The sequence below is a fragment of the Virgibacillus proomii genome (assembly GCF_900162615.1).
Lineage (GTDB): Bacteria > Bacillota > Bacilli > Bacillales > Amphibacillaceae > Virgibacillus > Virgibacillus proomii.
The window spans coordinates 961,227-979,217 of record NZ_FUFN01000010.1 but is presented as its reverse complement, the minus strand read 5'-3'; the positions used below and the strand labels follow the sequence as shown (position 1 = coordinate 979,217).

Annotated in this window: 12 protein-coding genes and 1 riboswitch; of the genes, 6 read left to right on the top strand and 6 right to left on the bottom strand. The window is 36.7% G+C overall.

Going from position 1 to position 17,991, the window contains the following annotated elements; genetic code table 11:
• Positions 1-496: 496 nt before the first annotated feature.
• Genes BN1066_RS12340 through BN1066_RS12330 form a run of 3 tightly spaced genes read right to left on the bottom strand, consistent with a single transcriptional unit; the run spans position 497 to position 4,119 of the window.
• A complete protein-coding gene (locus BN1066_RS12340) occupies positions 497-1,633 on the bottom strand; it encodes an acyl-CoA dehydrogenase family protein (RefSeq protein WP_077319793.1) in 1,137 nt (378 codons plus the stop codon).
• Positions 1,630-2,778, bottom strand: coding sequence for a CaiB/BaiF CoA transferase family protein (locus tag BN1066_RS12335; RefSeq protein WP_245799778.1), 1,149 nt, complete (start codon positions 2,776-2,778; stop codon positions 1,630-1,632). Before BN1066_RS12335 ends, BN1066_RS12340 begins: the two co-directional genes overlap by 4 nt.
• Positions 2,779-2,796: 18 nt before the next feature.
• The gene (locus BN1066_RS12330) at positions 2,797-4,119 is read right to left on the bottom strand and encodes a YjiH family protein (RefSeq protein ID WP_077319791.1); all 1,323 of its coding nucleotides are present in this window, start codon (positions 4,117-4,119) and stop codon (positions 2,797-2,799) included.
• A gap of 331 nt (positions 4,120-4,450) precedes the next feature.
• On the opposite strand from BN1066_RS12330, the gene BN1066_RS12325 reads away from it, so the two are divergent.
• The 6 genes from BN1066_RS12325 to BN1066_RS12300 all read left to right on the top strand — a co-directional run bounded on the left by BN1066_RS12325 (position 4,451) and on the right by BN1066_RS12300 (position 12,231).
• On the top strand, positions 4,451-5,923 hold the full coding sequence (locus BN1066_RS12325) for a helix-turn-helix domain-containing protein (protein ID WP_077319790.1): 1,473 nt from the start codon (positions 4,451-4,453) through the stop codon (positions 5,921-5,923).
• A gap of 310 nt (positions 5,924-6,233) precedes the next feature.
• A riboswitch (Lysine riboswitch) is annotated at positions 6,234-6,413 on the top strand.
• 109 nt (positions 6,414-6,522) lie between these two features.
• Positions 6,523-7,389 carry a 4-hydroxy-tetrahydrodipicolinate synthase gene (dapA, locus tag BN1066_RS12320; protein WP_077319789.1) on the top strand — a complete coding sequence of 289 codons (867 nt, stop codon included), beginning with the start codon at positions 6,523-6,525 and terminating at the stop codon, positions 7,387-7,389.
• 664 nt (positions 7,390-8,053) lie between these two features.
• Positions 8,054-9,103 (top strand): 2,3-butanediol dehydrogenase, encoded by a 1,050-nt coding sequence (locus BN1066_RS12315; protein ID WP_077319788.1) that lies wholly within the window; start codon positions 8,054-8,056, stop codon positions 9,101-9,103.
• Between the two features lie 372 nt (positions 9,104-9,475).
• The gene (locus BN1066_RS12310; protein ID WP_077319787.1) at positions 9,476-10,738 is read left to right on the top strand and encodes a M20/M25/M40 family metallo-hydrolase; all 1,263 of its coding nucleotides are present in this window, start codon (positions 9,476-9,478) and stop codon (positions 10,736-10,738) included.
• 219 nt (positions 10,739-10,957) lie between these two features.
• Positions 10,958-11,749 carry a DUF3100 domain-containing protein gene (locus tag BN1066_RS12305; RefSeq protein ID WP_179104383.1) on the top strand — a complete coding sequence of 264 codons (792 nt, stop codon included), beginning with the start codon at positions 10,958-10,960 and terminating at the stop codon, positions 11,747-11,749.
• The gene (locus BN1066_RS12300) at positions 11,746-12,231 is read left to right on the top strand and encodes a hypothetical protein (RefSeq protein ID WP_077319785.1); all 486 of its coding nucleotides are present in this window, start codon (positions 11,746-11,748) and stop codon (positions 12,229-12,231) included. The genes BN1066_RS12305 and BN1066_RS12300 overlap by 4 nt, the downstream gene beginning before the upstream one ends.
• A 269-nt stretch (positions 12,232-12,500) precedes the next feature.
• Here BN1066_RS12300 and BN1066_RS12295 read toward each other — a convergent pair whose 3' ends face one another.
• From BN1066_RS12295 to BN1066_RS12285, 3 genes are all read right to left on the bottom strand, one after another.
• On the bottom strand, positions 12,501-13,802 hold the full coding sequence (locus BN1066_RS12295) for an acetamidase/formamidase family protein (RefSeq protein ID WP_077321456.1): 1,302 nt from the start codon (positions 13,800-13,802) through the stop codon (positions 12,501-12,503).
• 684 nt (positions 13,803-14,486) lie between these two features.
• On the bottom strand, positions 14,487-16,106 hold the full coding sequence (locus BN1066_RS12290; protein WP_179104450.1) for a long-chain fatty acid--CoA ligase: 1,620 nt from the start codon (positions 16,104-16,106) through the stop codon (positions 14,487-14,489).
• 21 nt (positions 16,107-16,127) lie between these two features.
• On the bottom strand, positions 16,128-17,663 hold the full coding sequence (locus BN1066_RS12285) for an acyl-CoA synthetase (protein ID WP_179104382.1): 1,536 nt from the start codon (positions 17,661-17,663) through the stop codon (positions 16,128-16,130).
• Positions 17,664-17,991: the final 328 nt, after the last annotated feature.

Below are 17,991 nucleotides of genomic sequence, written 5' to 3'. Positions count from 1 at the left end.
GTGCCGTTTTCTTCCATCTAACCCCTACCAGCTCAGACTCTTAATATGGGAGACTTACGGCACCCTTACATGCGGGATAAAGTGAAACTTCATTCCGTGGAAGCTTTTTTACACGGAGTGTTAGTACCTTAAAGGTATGACCTAAAGGGCCTTGAACGAATCGGGCATTTAGTGCCGTTTTCTTATCTCACATTTGGACCTCTTCGTATTCTTGAAGCAGGCGTCTTACGTTAACTGAGATGCGTAATAAATGTTAATACCAAAAATCAAAGGAATTTCTTATAATTGCAGTACAAATACTATAAGAAGATTCATATATTTATTCACTCAAGGCAAAACATAGACAAATTAACTTAACTAATGTCAGGCCTCTTGCAACAAGAATTTGTCTAGTTATTTCTGCATCCAACAATTTACAGTGGTTTTATTCGTATTCATATTTAAATAAATACTCTAGATATCCGGCAAATATCGTATATAAGCAAACTAATCCTTTTTATTTTAATAAGTGGCTAGCTATAACAATCTTTTGAATTTGCGATGTTCCCTCAAATATTTCTAAAATTCGCTGATCACGGTAAAATCTCTCTACTGGAAATTCCTTCATATATCCATATCCTCCATGAATCTGAACCGCTTTGTGCACAATTCTTTGACTCGCCTCAGAGGTAATTAATTTAGCAATTGCTGCTTCTTCGGATATTCTTCCTCTCCTATCCTTTAACGAAGCTGCATAATACGTATACATACGTGACACTTCCAACTCAGCCTTCATTTCTGCCATCATCCATTGCAAACCTTGATATTCAGCAATTGGTTTGCCAAACACAGGCCTTTCTTTTGCATACTGAACAGCAGCGTCTAAAGCAGCTTGAGACAGTCCCACTGCCATTGCCGCAATTCCAATTCTGCCCCTGTCTACAACCTGCATGGCTAGCTTAAACCCATCTCCCTCGTTTCCTATTAGATTTGCTTTTGGAATACGGCAATTTTCAAAGATCAATTCATCTGTTCGTGCTCCTCTTATCCCCATCTTGTCATCCTCTGCTCCAAAAGAAAGCCCTTTTACACCATTTTCTACGATAAAAGCACTTATTCCTCTATTTCCTTTCGAAGTATCCGTCTTTGCATAAACGACAATAAAATCAGCATATCTGCCATTCGTAATAAAATGCTTCATACCATTTAAAACATATTCATCGCCCTCCCTGACTGCTGTTGTTTTCATCGATCCTACATCCGTTCCGCCAATCGGTTCAGTCAAAGCAAAAGCAAACAGCTTTTCTCCTGTGCATCCTGGAAATAAAAATTTCTTCTTTTGTTCAGCAGTCCCTGCTAAAAATAGACCATCAATTCCTAAATAATGCGCAGTCAAAATGGATCCTGTAGCTGCACATCCACGGGTTATCTCCTCAACAGCAATTGCCTCAGTTATGGAATCAGCTCCTACGCCACCGTATTCTTCTGGATATGCTATGCCCAATAACCCTAATTCCCCCATTGTTTTCACATGTTCTATGGGGAATTCATTTTTTTCATCCAGTTCCTTTGCTCGCGGCACCAGTACATCTTTGGCATAATCTCTCACCATGTTGCGGACACTCACCTGCTCCTCTGTATATGTAAAATTCATCGAATCGTCTCCTTATATTTTTTTATCATGTCTTCCGTATGTTCTCCAAGTTTTGGCGCTGGATCTATTGTTATTTTGTCTACGCTCGAAAGCTTAATAGGATTTCCAGGAATTTTAAACCGACCACCCTCCGCTTGATCTACATCTACAAGCATATTCCTCTCTTTTATATATTCACTCTCAGAGATTTCTTGGATGTTATAGATAACCGAACAAGGTATTCCACCTTTTTCTAGTAACATCATCGCTTCTTCTTTCGTATATGGAGACAACCAATTTTCTATTTCTACTTTTAACGCTTTTTGATTCAATTGTCTGTTACGATCCGAATAAAAACGTTCATCAGATAACATATCTTGTCTGTCTATGATTAGACTAAATTTTTTAAACAGCGAATCATTCGCAATAGCAATTGCTAAATAGCCATTTTTCGTTTGATAAACATCAAATGGTGCACTAATTGGATGCCTGTTGCCAATTCTTTGCGGAATCGCTCCTTCGACGGTATACCGCATAATATTACTTTCGAGTAGAGCATAAATCGAATCAACCATCGCTACATCGACGTACTGCCCTTCTCCTGTACGCTCACGATGGAACAATGCAGTAATAATCCCAATGGCAGCATTTAGCCCTGCACTAGTATCTCCTAAAGAGGCGCCCACTCTGGTTGGTGGAAAGTCATGGTAACCATTAATACTCATTATTCCCCCTGTAGCCTGAGCAATAAGATCATATGCAGGTTTTTCACTCCAAATCCCTTCTTGGCCGAATCCGGAAATAGACGCATAAATAATATCGGGTTTTAATTGTCTTATCGATTCATAATCTAACCCAAACTTTTTCATGATACCAGGTCGAAAATTTTCAATGATAACATCGACATCTTTAACCATGTTCTTAATTAATTGAATGGACATTTCTTCTTTTAAGTTTAATTCAACGCTCTTCTTACCGGCATTTAAATAAACAAAATAACCACTCACTCCATTTTGGAAAGGTCCGAAAGAACGCGTATCGTCTCCTGAACCCGTTTTTTCTATTTTGATTACCTCAGCACCAAAATCGACTAATATTTTTGTCGTGAACGGACCAGCTAATACTCTCGTAAAATCTAAAACTTTTATTCCTTCTAATGGTTTCATAACAACCATTCCTCCTTCTTAAAATAGCAACTTAGCTAGCGGTATGATAATTATTAATGTAAGTACAACTCTTTGGAACCAAATAATGACCAGTTTAGATATCGGTATTGGAATATCAGTCGATATAATGACAGGTATTACTGCCGAGAAAAATAAAATAGATGATACAGACAATACGGCAACTATAAAACGAGTAGCAATCTCTGTGTCCACGACGATTAAAGAAGGCAGAAAAATTTCCGAAATTGATATAGCAGCAGCCTTAGCAGTTAATAAAGCTTCTGGTGCTTGAAGAACCCATGTAACAGGCAGAAAAATATATGCTACATAATCAAATAAAGGAGTATAGTAAGCTAAAAGGAGACCTAATAAGCCAACAGACATAATGGAAGGTAATGTATTCATTGTCATAATGAAACCTTCTTTTAAATGAGAAGCTATGTTTACTATGAATTTAGGTGCTTGATCTGCTGCGTAAACTCCTTCCTTCCATGCATACCGTAATCTATTTTTTTTAATCATTACTTCTGGATCCCCTTTTCCTGAAATATATGTGTCCTTCATATTTTTTAAAGGCCAAATCCTTACTGTAATTGCCGTTACAACAAAAGTAATGATTAACGATAGCCAAAAGTACAAATTCCAATGATTCATCAAATCCAATGTGTTGGCAATTACAATCATAAATGTCACAGAAACGGTAGAAAAACCAGTTGCAATAATTGCTGCTTCACGAATCGTATACTTTCCTTGAGTAAACACTCTATTCGTCACTAACAATCCAATAGAATAGCTGCCTACAAATGATGCCACTGCATCAATCGCAGAACGACCCGGAGTTTTAAAAACCGGTCTCATAATCGCTTGCATAAAAATACCAATAAACTCTAAAAATCCATAGCTGACTAACAAGGCTAAAAACATCGCTCCGATTGGAATCAAAATTCCTACAGGGATAATTAATTTTCCTAATAAAAATGGTCCTAAGTTAGGTTCAAACAGCCAAGCTGGTCCTACATTAAAAATAAGCATCGTTCCAAATACAAAACCAGCAATTTTAAACAAAGTAAATATGACATCGATAAAACTATAGTTCCAAGTTTTCTTCATGATTGGATAAACTGCTCCAAGAAATAGAATTAAAATAATATAACTATGGATAAATAGATTCGGAAGTGATTCTATAGCGCTTACAATATGATCAAGCAAGATAGATGTTTTTCCGTAAATTGTAATTGGAACAAAAAAGGAAAAAATACCACATAAACTAAACAACACAAATTTCCAACTAGCGAATTTATTTGTTGCTGAGCTTTCGATTTGTGCTTCTATATTTTCCATACACGGCCCCCTCATTATTTATGCGCTTACATATTTAATTATTTTCTCTATTATATTTTTTCTGATATTATTTACATAGGGAATTATCTACAAAATCTAGCATTTTTTTAATTGAACTAAACCTATTGTGTTATTAAAAATAGCAATTACTTAATATTAACAAGATTTACTATTAAAATACTTATTCAAAAACACGATGAATAAACATGCTGCGTTTTGACAAGATAATGTTTATTACCACATATAACAGAATCTTCTCGAGACAAAATAATCAATAATTCGCTGCGGTATTTTTTAGATTTTTAAACATCCCTTAAAGGAGGCCAATTCTGTGAATATACTAATCATCGATCGAGACACTACGGAAAGAACAGGAATCGAGTGGTTTGTCCGCTCCAATCAATTACCTTTTCAACATATTTATCATGCTGAAAACATCAAACAGGCAAATATGTTATTAAGTAAAGTTAAACCTCATGTGGTTATTTTAGAACTAGAAATCCTATCCAATACAAATTTTGAATCCTTTTCAATGAATGTATTTCGTTTTTCAGAAAGACTAATCACGATGACAGCAGAGCCTGTATTTGAGCGGGCTTACCAAGCAATTGAGCTAGAAAGCAAGTCTTTACTAGTTAAGCCATTAAATCTAAACCAATTAATGAAAGCCTTAACAAATGCAGCACAAACTGAAGTTCATCATTCTGATACTTATTTTTCAAGAAATCAAGAAATATATCATTCTTTATTTATCAAAGCGCCATTAACAGATTCTATTCAACCTTATTTTTTACTGATTGAGGCAGAATGTGCAACGTACACGATCGATTTATTCCATTGGTTGCACAAAATTAATCTTCCTTTTACGGCAGAGTTTTTTCCGCTTCGTAATAAAGTAGTCTGTTTAGCTTACACGAATTATTCGTTTACAATTAACTCGTTAAAAACGGAGGCCTATAAAATCATTCAATTATGGAAAGAAGAATTTGACTCCAATATTAATATCGCTATTCATAATAGCTACATCAAGAGCGATAATTTGCAGCAAGCATATGTAGCAACAAAAAATATACTTCATATGCGCTTTTATAAAGGATTTAACCAGGTTTTTTTATCAGACGAACTGAATAAATTTATATCGTTTGACCCATTTTTAACTTCAACGGAACAACGCTTCTGGATGGAAAGTCTGGAAAAAGGAGATATAGAAGGGATTAAAGATTATTTGTACAAGCAATTTACAAACCCGTTTCACGAATACCCAGAGCCGGAAATTGTCAGAATCCAGCTTACTAGTATTCTTGCGCAAATCAGACGTTTTATAAATAACTACAAGCTAGTAAAAATAGAAGACATTGAAAATAAATATCACCGAATGTTTCAAATTATTTTAAACAGTCCAATCCTCTATACAATTGTTCAGGAAATTATCTTGTTTTGTATCAACGTTATTCATTATTCTGGAATTCAAAAAGAAAAGAGAGATTTTAATTATGTAGAACGGTCCATTCGCTATATTGAACATCATTTTAGAAATAAGTATCTTCGTCTAGAAGATATAGCCAATCAATTGGAAATAAGCCCAAACTATTTAAGTCACTTATTATCATCTGGAGAAAAGCCTTTTAGAAGATTAGTTAATGAATATAGAATAAACGAAGCAAAAAAATTATTACGTAACACAAATGAATCCATTCAAAATATTAGCGATTTGGTAGGATTCAAAGATCCCAATTATTTTTCTCGTGTTTTTAAACGATTTACAAATTCCACTCCCAACTATTTCCGACAAACCAAAACATAATAATCTGTGTTTCACCACATCATTTATTGCCAATCATTCTATGATGTTTTTATAGACCTAAATCGCCACGAACTACTATACATATCGAGCTTATGATCATGTAAATGCCTGTACGACAAGCCTCCTGCGGGAAATCCGCTCAAGTTGCCCTATACTTAGTTCTTAACGATAATGAATTAATTTCTAAGCTAAGAAAGTATCCTTTTTTTATTCACAAAAAAATATTCAGGCAGGAATCTCCTTGCATAAAGACTGAAAATCTGCTATAGTACAGGCAATTGAATTACTTCCTGTTTCAATATTCTGTTGAAATGAGGATAGAGGTGCGGCATTCAAGAGTACACTATTGGAGGATAATGAGATCCTTTGAGAATAGTGAAAAGGGGATTTCGCCGAAGCTATGGAAAACCCATTGTTTCTATAGCTGGTTCTGCTATTGAATAAGTACAGAACTGTCATATAGGTGACTATATGGAGGGCTATCTGACGCTGAAACTTTCATGTGTTTCAAGCAGTAGCGATATGCTGTCGTTGCTGCTTTTTCGCGTAAAATCTTATGGCCTTCTCACCTAAACATTATTAAATAAGGGTGTGAAGTAATGAAGTTTGGCCAAGTGGTTACTGCAATGGTGACCCCATTTGACAATGAGAAAAATATTGATTTTCAGGCTGTAGAAAAACTGGTAAATTATTTAATTGAAAACGGTTCGGATAGCGTAGTGGTTGCAGGTACAACTGGAGAATCTCCAACTCTTTCAAACGAAGAAAAAATAGCTTTATTTAAACATGTTGTTAAAACTGTAGATGGAAGAATTCAAGTTATCGCTGGTACTGGTTCCAATAATACAAAAGCATCAATAGAATTAACCAAACAAGCGGAACAAATTGGTGTCAATGCTGTTATGCTTGTTACGCCATATTACAACAAACCCTCTCAGGAAGGTATCTTTTTACATTTTCAAGCAATTGCTGAACAAACAAGTTTACCAGTCATGTTGTATAATGTTCCCGGAAGAACGGCTGTTAATATAAGTGCTGATACGACAGTTCGCCTTTCACAAATAGATAATATCGTATCGATAAAAGAAGCTAGTGGTGATTTGGATCAGATGGCAGAAATTATCCGACGAACGACGAATGATTTCTCCTTATATAGCGGAGATGATAGTCTGACATTACCAGCTTTAGCGATTGGCGCAACAGGTGTTGTCTCTGTAGCATCACATATTATCGGTAAGCAAATGCAAACAATGATCACTCAATTTTTTCAAGGAAATATTACGAAAAGTGCTGCTATCCATCAAAACTTGCTGCCGATAATGAAGGCATTATTTGCTCAACCAAATCCGGTTCCAGTTAAAACTGCTCTAAATTTAAAAGGGATTGCTGTCGGAGATGTCCGACTGCCAATGGTTCCGTTAACAAGTGAAGAAATCACTAGCTTAAAGCAAATTCTGGAAGCTTGATTCTATATCATGTTAATAGTAAAAATGATCACCGGGGAAATCTCTGTTTGAAATAGAGATTTCCTTGCTTTTTTATAATTAGTTACGTTTCGCGGCTTTGGGTCGCTCTGTTAACTTCGGACATTCTCTATAGACTTCGAAGCGTTCTCTCGACTTTGGGGTGCTCGAAACCGCACTCTATCACTGGGTAAATTACCTTGATTCGTTGATCAAGGTTTGAAGTATTATCCTACGATAAGTCCCAAAAAAATTAAGCGGTAAAAAATAAATACACTTTAAAATAAGATCTAACTAGATGATAGAGCTTTCTAAAAATCATTCAGGTGGCTAATAGCAAGCTTATTCTTTATTTGCCTTTAAAATGTTAATGCGGATCCTAACAGCCAATTTAGGTTATTGAGTCATGTCCTCTTTCATTTTCTAATCCTGTAGAAATTACTATCATTTATCCATAAATCCATAATGATGCTGATATTTTCCCGCTAATTTTATTAGGAAGCAGATACATATTTTTATATAAGTCGCTCTCTTTGCTATATATAAATTGTTATGAAATTTTAATTAAATTGTCGAATTATGCAAAAAAATGTCATGTTTTATCATTTTGCGCTAAGATAGGACTGAGGAAATAATATAAAAACACTTTTGGGAGGAAGAAAATTTTATGAAAGCTGCAGTATGGCATGGAGAAAAAGATATTCGAATTGAGGAAGTAAATTTAAAACCTTTAAAAGAGACAGAAGTGAAGGTAAGAATTGCCTGGGCAGGAATATGCGGCAGTGACTTACACGAATACGTAGAAGGTCCAGTATTTATTCCAACGGAGCAGCCAGACGCTTTAGCTGGAGGAAAAGCTCCACTTACAATGGGACATGAGTTCGCAGGAGTAGTCGAAGAAGTTGGGGCTAAGGTAACCAAGTTCAAGCCTGGTGAACGTGTTGCAATAAACCCGACGATAACTCATGGTGCAAAGTCAGAAGATCTCGATCCGTATGACGGCTTCTCTTTTATCGGACTACATGCAGATGGAGGTTTTACATCATTTGCGAATGTTCCAGAAAATAACGTATATCGATTACCGAAGCCATTAACTTTACAAGATGGTGCATTAGTAGAACCTACAGCTGTGGCTGTACAAGCAGTTAAAGAGGGCGACTTAAAATTTGGCGATACAGTTGCTGTGTTTGGTGCTGGTCCAATTGGATTATTAACCATTATTGCAGCTAGAGCAGCTGGGGCAAGTAAAGTAATCGCACTTGACCTTTCCGAAACACGATTAAAAAAGGCAAAAGAAGTTGGGGCAACTCATATTATTAATTCTGGAAATACGGACCCCGTAAAAGCTATTTATGAGATTGTTCCTGAGGGTGTCAATGTTTCTTTTGAAGTTGCTGGAGTAGCTCCTACTTTCAAACAAGCAATAGAAGCAACGAAGCCACGTGGGACAATGGTAATCGTTTCTATTTTCGCTAGACCTATTGAGTGGAATCCAATGCAATTAACGAATAAAGGTGTAAAAGTAACATCAACTATTGCCTATACACCTACGTCGTTCCAACAAACCATTGACTTAATGGCAACCGGACAATTAAAGCCGCAATCAGTTATTACAGATCAAATTCAATTAGATGATATTGTTGATAAAGGCTTTGAAGCACTGACCAACGATAAGTCACAAGCAAAAATCCTCGTTGAATTAAGTGGAGAAAAATAAGCAATCTATTAATATGATAAAATACTAATTAAATCGGAGCTTACAAATAAATCGATGATAAGATTTATTTACAAGCTCCGATAGTTATTTCCAGTCTTTACTTTTCCAAGCGACAGTACTGCACCTCAGTAAATGCATGAACCTCCCCTATCATTTCGAAACAAAACAACTATTTTTTACATATTTAAAGCGGACGCTTCCAACTATTCACTATTTACCCACCTAACTCCACACTATAAAAAACGAACATTTATCATTAAAAATTCAAAAAACATATGTTATTGACTGATCATACTAAATAATGATAAAATAAATTCATGTTTTTTCGACAAAAACCTAACTTTTTTTCTGGTTGTCATGGAGGTATTCACCGTGCAATTTAAACAACAATATGAAGCAATTAAGGCATTTAGCGAAGATATATATCATCATCCCGAATTAGGCTATAAAGAAACACGAACAAAGCAACAAATACTTGCCTATTTAAAACGAGTAAATCCCGCGATTCAAATTGAAGAATTTAGTTTAACCGGCTTTAAGACAAGCTTAGGCAGTAAGGAAAAAGACTTGCATATTGCCTTTATCGCTGAATTAGACGCAGTTTATGCACCAACTCATATGTACGCTGATAAGCATACAGGAGCAGCACATAATTGTGGTCATTATACCCAAGTAGCGATTGCTCTGGCCTTGTACCAATACCTATTTTCAACGAAAGCCCATAAAGAACTTGATTTTAGGCTTAGTTTTGTATTTGTACCAGCAGAAGAATATTTAGACTTGGCTTATCGCGACAAGTTAATCGAAGAAGGAAAAATTAGCCATCATGGCGGAAAACCTGAAGCTATGAAACTTGGGGTATTTGATGATATTGATCTTAGCATTTGTGTACATGCCATCGGTGGAGAATTTTCTAAGCGAACAGTTGAAATTAACTGTGACCTAGCTGGTTTCTTATACAAAAAATATGCATTTCAAGGTAAAGCAACTCATGCAGGCTTTGATCCATTTTCCGCTAAAAATGCATATCATATGTCTACTTTGTTTAATACTGCGATTGGACTTGGACGTCAACAATTAAAGGAATCAGAACATGTTCGTATTAATCCAATTATTATGCAGTCCGACATGTCCACCAATGTTATTCCCAACCATATTGTCGTTGGGACGGACCTAAGGACAAAGTCAGTAACTTATTTAAAAGAAGTTGCTAAAAAATTAGATGATGCTGCTAAAGGAAGTGCCATAGCCTTACAAGGGAATGTCACCATCGATACTCAGATGGGATACTTGCCATTTAAGCAAGATCGTTACTTATCTACCTTTGCCGAAGAGGCGTTTCATGAAAATGATGAAATTGAAGAGCTTTTTAATGATAATTTTATTAGTGCCGCTGGCGACATTGGTGATTTATCTTTTATGATGCCTTGTATTCAAATTGGTTATAGTGGATTTACCGGAACAATTCATGGTGATGATTTTATCGATATTGACCCAGCATTTATCTATGAAATTTTCCCAAGATTTTTAGCCCAAACACTTAACAAAATGAGTGGAAGTATTGATAAATCCAAGCTGTACAAACGCAGCTATAAAGATTATAAAAAGTTAATTGAATCTATAATTCATCCATAAAATGAATCCTCCATCAGTGGGGTTTTTCCTTTATCCCTCACTGATTGTTAGTACCACAAGGCTTTGATCTAAAGGCCTCTGAACAGAATCAGGCATTTTACTTACAGTTGGATCGCACGCTTTTCTTCCTAGGTTTCACCTTGTAGCATGGAAGGGCAAGAGGCTGGTCTAACTGTCAGTTACATGCAGGATAATTTATACGTAGGAAAGAGGAAAATGATGAACAAGAATTTCATTTATTTAGTTATCTTTGCTCTGGCTATCATTACGATCGCTGAACTAATCGGTTTTCAAGCCATTCCGATCGGCCCGTTTACAATTGGGATACTTCCTTTAGTTTTTGCAATTATTTTAACAATGTTTTTAGGGATAAAGCTGTTTCGTAAAGGTTTTTGGAAAAACGTATATAGTGATAAAAATATTAATTTTGCAAGTAAGTACTTAATATTCATTATGCTTCCTTTAATGGCAAGATATGGCGCAGATGTTGCACCACAAATCCGTGAAATTCTTCAAGTTGGCTGGGTATTTCTTATTCAAGAATTTGGAAACCTCGGTACAGTCGTATTTGGGTTGCCAATTGCCATTTTAATAGGACTAAGAAGAGAAGCAATTGGTGCAACCTTAGGAATCGGTCGTGAAGGAGAGCTTGCATATATTTCGGAGAAGTATACCTTGGAATCTAAAGAAGGTAGGGGAGTTCTTTCTCTTTATATTATTGGTACGTTATTTGGAGCGATCTTCTTTAGCGTGTTCGCCCCAATTTTACTGGATTTTGGATTAAGGGTAGAAGCACTCGCAATGGCGTCCGGAATGGGTTCAGGAAGTATGATGAGTGCAGCATCGGCAACATTAGTCGCAAGGGTACCTGAGATGGAAAGCACCATTTTAGCCTATGCATCAGCTAGTCAGCTCCTCACCAGTTTTCTTGGTACATTTACGATGGTATTTTTAGCTGCACCATTACAAAGGTTTATGTATAATAAACTGGTTCGAGGTGAAAAGAAATGAACGAGAAATTACGAAAATATATAAAATACGGTCTGATTCTACTATTAAGCGTTGGTTTGATTTTATTTACGCAAGAAATTAAGCTTTTGAAAAATCCTAGCTCAACACCTGTTACTGCGATGTCATTTGTTGGTCTTGGTGTATTATGGCTATTTTCCATGATTGGAATTATCGTATCCGATGTGATGCAAAAATCCAGCATTAAAATCATCCGTGACTTTCCAATTTTAGGATGGGTTTCGATTACGTCGCTTATTCTATGTTTAATCAGTGATTTTTTTGTTCAAGCAATTCAGGCAGTCGATTTCTTATCCATCACAACACCGATTCTTACATTTGCCGGTATTTCAGTTGCTAATCGACTAGTTGATTTGCGAAATACCTCTTGGAAAATTGCTATCGTTGCCATCTTTGTTTTTACAGGAACATATGCAGGAAGCGCGATTCTTGCACAACTTGGTCTATTTTTGGCTAATAATTAAAAGTGTTGCCATGACCTTCTTGACGATGAATGCTTAGAGAAATCGTAGATATAGAAATGAAAGCTTTTTATGGTAGTAGAACATTCTACTGACGTAGGGTCATCAATAGCATTGTCGAGAAAATATTTGAAAAGGGCTGCCAATGTTGCCATATAAGGTGACTTTTTGTGCAGCCCTTTGTGCTGTTTTATCATTCTAATCCAGCTTGACCTACTAGTCTATGATGCTACGAGTTTCTTAAATATCTTTTGCTACATCCTATCTATTGACTAAAGCACATCCATATATTGATGTTTTACTAAATCAAGTATGTGTTTTTGCTTTAAATAGCTTTCAGGAACAAGGAATGTAACTGTAACCACACCAGGATGACGTCCGATTTCAATGGAGCCATTAATCGTAGCACGATTCATTACTTCCGGAACAGGTATATTAAAAAATACAGCTGCTCGTTCCAACCCATTTGTTGTTGCTTCATTTAAATCTGCACCTGAACCTACAAAGGAAACTGGTAACATTTCTTCTAGTTCAGCAACTTGCCAGTGTTCAGCCAATACCTGTGCTCTCTCTTTTTCCTCTTTGGTAAACGGTTTAGCCAAATATGGGAGATCCTCGTAAACAGGCACGATAATCGGTCCGTCTACTTTTACTCCTTTTAGCACATTTACTTGTAAACTAACAATCCCAGCTACATCGGTAGTGTGACCGGCAATTTCACCATCTCCTTGCATGGCATGCATATCACCGAGATAAACCCCTCCCCCTGTTACTTTTACTGGACATATTACAATAGCACCTGCACGAACACGATTAATATCCATATGACCATCTGTTCGTTCCCCCAGTTCTTCCTTCGTAATGGCATAATCATGCGGAGCGTTGATTAAAAATTGACCAAAATCTCCCGCATTATGAGAATCAGGAAATGGTCGTGATGGTGTAGTACCTAATTGTCCTAAAAATGGTCGTAACCTTGCTATCGTACCAGGCATCTGATAAGGAGCAAAAGTTACAATTGGATTTTGAATGGAATTTTCTGGTGTTGCCATATAGCTTTTTCCATCTTTTGCAACCTGTTCAGCAGCCGCTTTATTCAAAGTTATCCCAACCGTTTTTTTATCATTAAATGCCATTGTATAAGCATGTGTAAATGTAAATGGCGTAATGTCTTTATCACAGTTTTTACAATGGACTGCTTTCTCACCAATTCCTTTAATGATGGTTTCAGGGTTGACCGTACCACACCCTGGACATTTAGCGGCAACAAATGGATCACCGTTAAAGCGGCCATCTACAGGCTTATCATTTCCAGAAGCAGTAGCAATTGATGTAACCTCAATTGATTTAAGATGAATAGCAATCGCATCACCTATCTCCGCTCCCTCCACATAGACAGGCTTTGTTACTTCATGACCACCTTTCAGAGCTGGAGTAATCATAGGCCCCCAACATCCCGGAGTTGTATTAGCAATAATATATCCCCCATCTTTTACTGCGTATTCCATTTTTCGAGCGGGATCAAGAATTCCATCTGTAAACTCATTAACATAAACGGTTTGCTTCGCCTTCATCATCCATCACTCTCCACATAAATAGTTTATTCCCTGCTTTTTACATAATTGTTCATTATTGAGCATATCTACGCAAGTCGGTTCAAGTAAAAAGCAATTTACGGACTTCTAGTAAAGCATGTTTACATAAGCTATATGCTCAACTTTTATTATAACTCATTTTGGCAGCGCTTACTATTAAAGCAGATTCCGTTCATAAATCTTTGGAATATATACAGACTAAAGAACGTTAGAAAAAAGAATGTACAAGCGCTCGGATAGCGACGTACATACGGATAACTTTTAAAGAGATGAAGTTAACTTCATTCAAGGAGCCGCTTCTCTCACAAAGTTCGCAAAATAAAAGTGGATTTTTTGGAAATGAGAGAAGTATGGCTCCTTACATTCAGATAAAGAAAGCTGGGATGATGGTCTGGCGCAGCCGACAACTAATTGCCCGAATACTTAAAACATCAAAATTTTACTACATTTGTATCTACTTTCTGTGCTGAAATTTTTTAAGGTAGAAAATAAATCTCTGCATATGTGAACATTTTTCTTCTTTATATATATGGAATCTATAACAGGTTTTTTATATAAAACTAGTACTTACTTTCTGCCAATCTATTCGAAAACAAATTCCTCCTCTAGTTTTTGCTTTTGCCTATACATTCGTCTTATTCGTACACATTAAGGTGTAAATATTTAATTTTGATTAGCCATGTAGTCCTTTACCTTTTCTCTTAATGCTGCTTTTAAAAACTTTCCTACAGATGTTTTAGGAAGTTCATCCATAAATAATATTTCGTCTGGTAGCCACCATTTCGCAAACTGTGGTTGCAAAAATGAAAGGATATCCTCCTTGGAAACGGTTTCCTTATACTTATTCTTTAATACAACACAAGCAACTGGACGTTCTTGCCACTTCGGATGTGGAACAGAAACAACTGCCGCCTCGTAGATAGCTTCATGTGCCATTAATGCATTTTCTAAATCAACCGATGATATCCATTCACCCCCACTTTTAATTACGTCTTTTGTTCGATCCACAATCTTAACAAAACCTTCCGCATCAATGGTAACAACGTCTCCTGTATAGAGCCAACCATTACGAAAGGCTTCTGTACTTCGCTCATCTTTATAATAGGAATCGGCAATCCAAGGTCCACGAATTAAAAGTTCGCCCATGTCAATACCATCTTTCTTAATCTCTCCATACTCATTAACTGCTCTAATATCAATACATGGAGCAACTATCCCTTGCTTCGCATGCAACTCCAATCTTTCTGCTTCTGGAAGCTGTTCTTGATAGCTTTTGAGTCTGGAAAATAGAGCAAGTGGTGCTGTTTCTGTCATTCCATAAGCGTGATAAAATGGAATTCCGTATTTCGATTCGAAGGCGTGGATCATTCCCTTCGGTGCAGCAGCCCCTCCACACAACACCCCGCGCAAACTATCTGTATTATAATGATTTTCCTCTAGTTCTTGAAGTAATCCAAGCCAAATAGTTGGCACACCAGCAGTAATCGTAACTGCCTCCGACTCAATCAGCTCTGCTAAAACCTTCGGAGTTGGAAAGGGTCCCGGTAATACTTGCTTAGTTCCGAACCAAGTTGCAGCAAATGGCATTCCCCACGCATTAACGTGAAACATGGGGACAACCGGCATAGCAACATCTGATTCTGAGATTGCAGCTGTATCGGCTAAACCTAAAGCCATTGAATGTAACACAAGTCCGCGATGAGAATAAACGACACCTTTAGGTTTGCCTGTAGTTCCCGATGTATAGCATAGGACCGCTGGATCTTGTTCATCCATATTTTTAGAAAATGTAAATGTCCGATCAGCATTTTCCAACAGCTGTTCGTAAGCATATAGTGATTTTATTGCTGATTCTGGTAATATATTTTCATCCATCATCACAATAAATGCTTCCACCGTAGTGAATTGATCCTGTAATTTTTCTAATATTGGTAACAGTTCCTTGTCCACAAATATTACTCTATCTTCTGCATGATTTATAATATGCACAAGATGCTCGGTTGATAAACGAATATTAATCGTATGCAGTACAGCACCGATGGCCGGCACAGCAAAATATGCTTCTAAATGCCGATGATGATTCCAAGCAAACGTTCCTACTCTATCCCCTTTTTTAATCCCAACGTTTTTTAACACATTCACCAATGCTCTTGTTCGCTCACCCAGTTCGCGATAGGTTAAACGATGAATCTTTTTTTGCGTACGAGAAACAATCTCTTTTGTAGGAAAATACGTCTCTGCACGTTCTAACAAAGATACGAGAGATAAAGGCGTGTCCATCATCATAATTTGCCCCCTATACATTTAACTAGATAATGATTTTCCTATTTGTAGTGCTTCACGAATTTGATACTTTAAAATTTTTCCCGAAGCATTACGAGGAATTGCTTTCTCTTGAATGATTTCTGTCGGCACTTTGTACTTGGCCAGATGATTACGGCAGAAAGCCTTTATTTCCTCAGCATCTAATGCTTCCCCATCTTTGGAAACAACAATAGCAACGACTTTCTCGCCCCATAACTCGTCTGGCAAACCAACAACAGCTGCCTCCAATATGTTTGAATGTTGATACAGTGCTTGCTCCACCTCCGCAGAATAAATATTTTCTCCGCCGGAAATAATCATATCTTTTTTTCGATCAACAAGTGTTATAAAACCCTCTTCATCGATAATAGCCAGATCTCCGGTATACAGCCAACCGTCCCGGAGTGTCTCTTTTGTTTCATGTGGTTTTTTATAATACTCCTTCATCATCATTTCACTTCGAATAATAAACTCTCCAACTTGGTTAGCACATACATCTTCACCAGCCTCATTAACCACTCTGGCCTCTGTTAACAACATAGGCTTTCCGCCGGCACCCATATTCGTTTTATGATCCTCAGGCAATAGTAAAACACCACCAGGACCACCTTCTGTTAAACCACACATATTATAAAATTGATCATTTTGAAACAATTTCATCGCTTTTTCTAATAATGCTACCGGCATTGGCGCTGCTCCATATCCACAACGCTTAACAGAGGATAAATCAAAGTTGTCACTGTTCGGTACTTGAAGTAAAAAATTATACATCGTTGGAACTGCGAAGAAAAGACTTATCTTATATTTTTCAATATCATTCAATACTTGTACGGGGTCAAAATCCTTATGAATAACCTGTGAACTTCCTAAAAGTGTTCCAGTTATCATGAATAGATTTAATTGAGCTGAATGAAATAGAGGTGCTACATGAAGTAAATTATCTTCTGGTCCGATCTTCATCATAATGGAGGAGGTAAGTGCTACGAAAAGAATACGATGATGATCAAATAATGCTCCCTTGGGCGTTCCTGTTGTTCCTGATGTATAAAGTATTTCTGCATTATTTGTTTCGTTTACTTTAACAGGTGGCTCCGACTGATTGCTGCTCATTATTTCTCTAAGTTTGTACTGTTCTTCTACTATATTTTCATTTACGGATACTTGCAGCAATAATTGCTGATTCTCTTTTCCTATCTCAGCTACAAAAGCAGCATATTCTTCATCAAAAAATATCACCGAAGCATCTGAATCCCCTATAATATATTTAACTTCTGCCTTCGCCAAACGATAATTAATGGGAACAGCTATTGCACCAACTTTCATAATTGCATAAAACACAATCATAAACATATCGGAATTTTTCATTAACATAGCTATTTTGTCACTTTTACTTATGCCTTGTGCAAGTAAACCATGAGCGAGTCGATTTACTTCTTCATTTAATTGCCTGTATGTGTACACTTTTTCTCCATAGTAAATTGCCTGTTTATCCGGATACCGGTTGGCGTTTCTAGCTAAAGTAGTCCCAAGATCCATCTTCATCACTCCCTCGTATATTATATTTAGGCGTTATTTTTTTCCCATTGTTTCTTATTAGTTCATCTGCTTTATTTCTTGAGAATTTATACGTGCGTTAAACCCATCGTTTTACACTACGGGCGGACGCTTTTTGAAGGTCTGTTTGAGCTTCCCCACTCGCAAAAAACGCTTGTTACGGGGTCTAAAGGCTCATGCTTTTCCCGCAGAAGTCATTGCCTTTCGTTCCAAGCTACTTATTTCCTGCTTATTCTATGAATGGATATGTCCAATATCTTGGACATGCGTGATGTTCCTAGATAATGTTCTTCGGATCATTTGGGACAAT

What these genes read in the sequence shown, in the direction of transcription:
- BN1066_RS12340 (WP_077319793.1), bottom strand. Translation starts at nt 1,633, where the DNA reads ATGAATTTTACATATACAGAGGAGCAGGTGAGTGTCCGCAACATGGTG.
- BN1066_RS12335 (WP_245799778.1), bottom strand. Translation starts at nt 2,778, where the DNA reads ATGAAACCATTAGAAGGAATAAAAGTTTTAGATTTTACGAGAGTATTA.
- BN1066_RS12330 (WP_077319791.1), bottom strand. Translation starts at nt 4,119, where the DNA reads ATGGAAAATATAGAAGCACAAATCGAAAGCTCAGCAACAAATAAATTC.
- dapA (WP_077319789.1), top strand. Translation starts at nt 6,523, where the DNA reads ATGAAGTTTGGCCAAGTGGTTACTGCAATGGTGACCCCATTTGACAAT.
- BN1066_RS12315 (WP_077319788.1), top strand. Translation starts at nt 8,054, where the DNA reads ATGAAAGCTGCAGTATGGCATGGAGAAAAAGATATTCGAATTGAGGAA.
- BN1066_RS12305 (WP_179104383.1), top strand. Translation starts at nt 10,958, where the DNA reads ATGAACAAGAATTTCATTTATTTAGTTATCTTTGCTCTGGCTATCATT.
- BN1066_RS12300 (WP_077319785.1), top strand. Translation starts at nt 11,746, where the DNA reads ATGAACGAGAAATTACGAAAATATATAAAATACGGTCTGATTCTACTA.
- BN1066_RS12295 (WP_077321456.1), bottom strand. Translation starts at nt 13,802, where the DNA reads ATGAAGGCGAAGCAAACCGTTTATGTTAATGAGTTTACAGATGGAATT.
- BN1066_RS12290 (WP_179104450.1), bottom strand. Translation starts at nt 16,106, where the DNA reads ATGATGGACACGCCTTTATCTCTCGTATCTTTGTTAGAACGTGCAGAG.
- BN1066_RS12285 (WP_179104382.1), bottom strand. Translation starts at nt 17,663, where the DNA reads ATGGATCTTGGGACTACTTTAGCTAGAAACGCCAACCGGTATCCGGAT.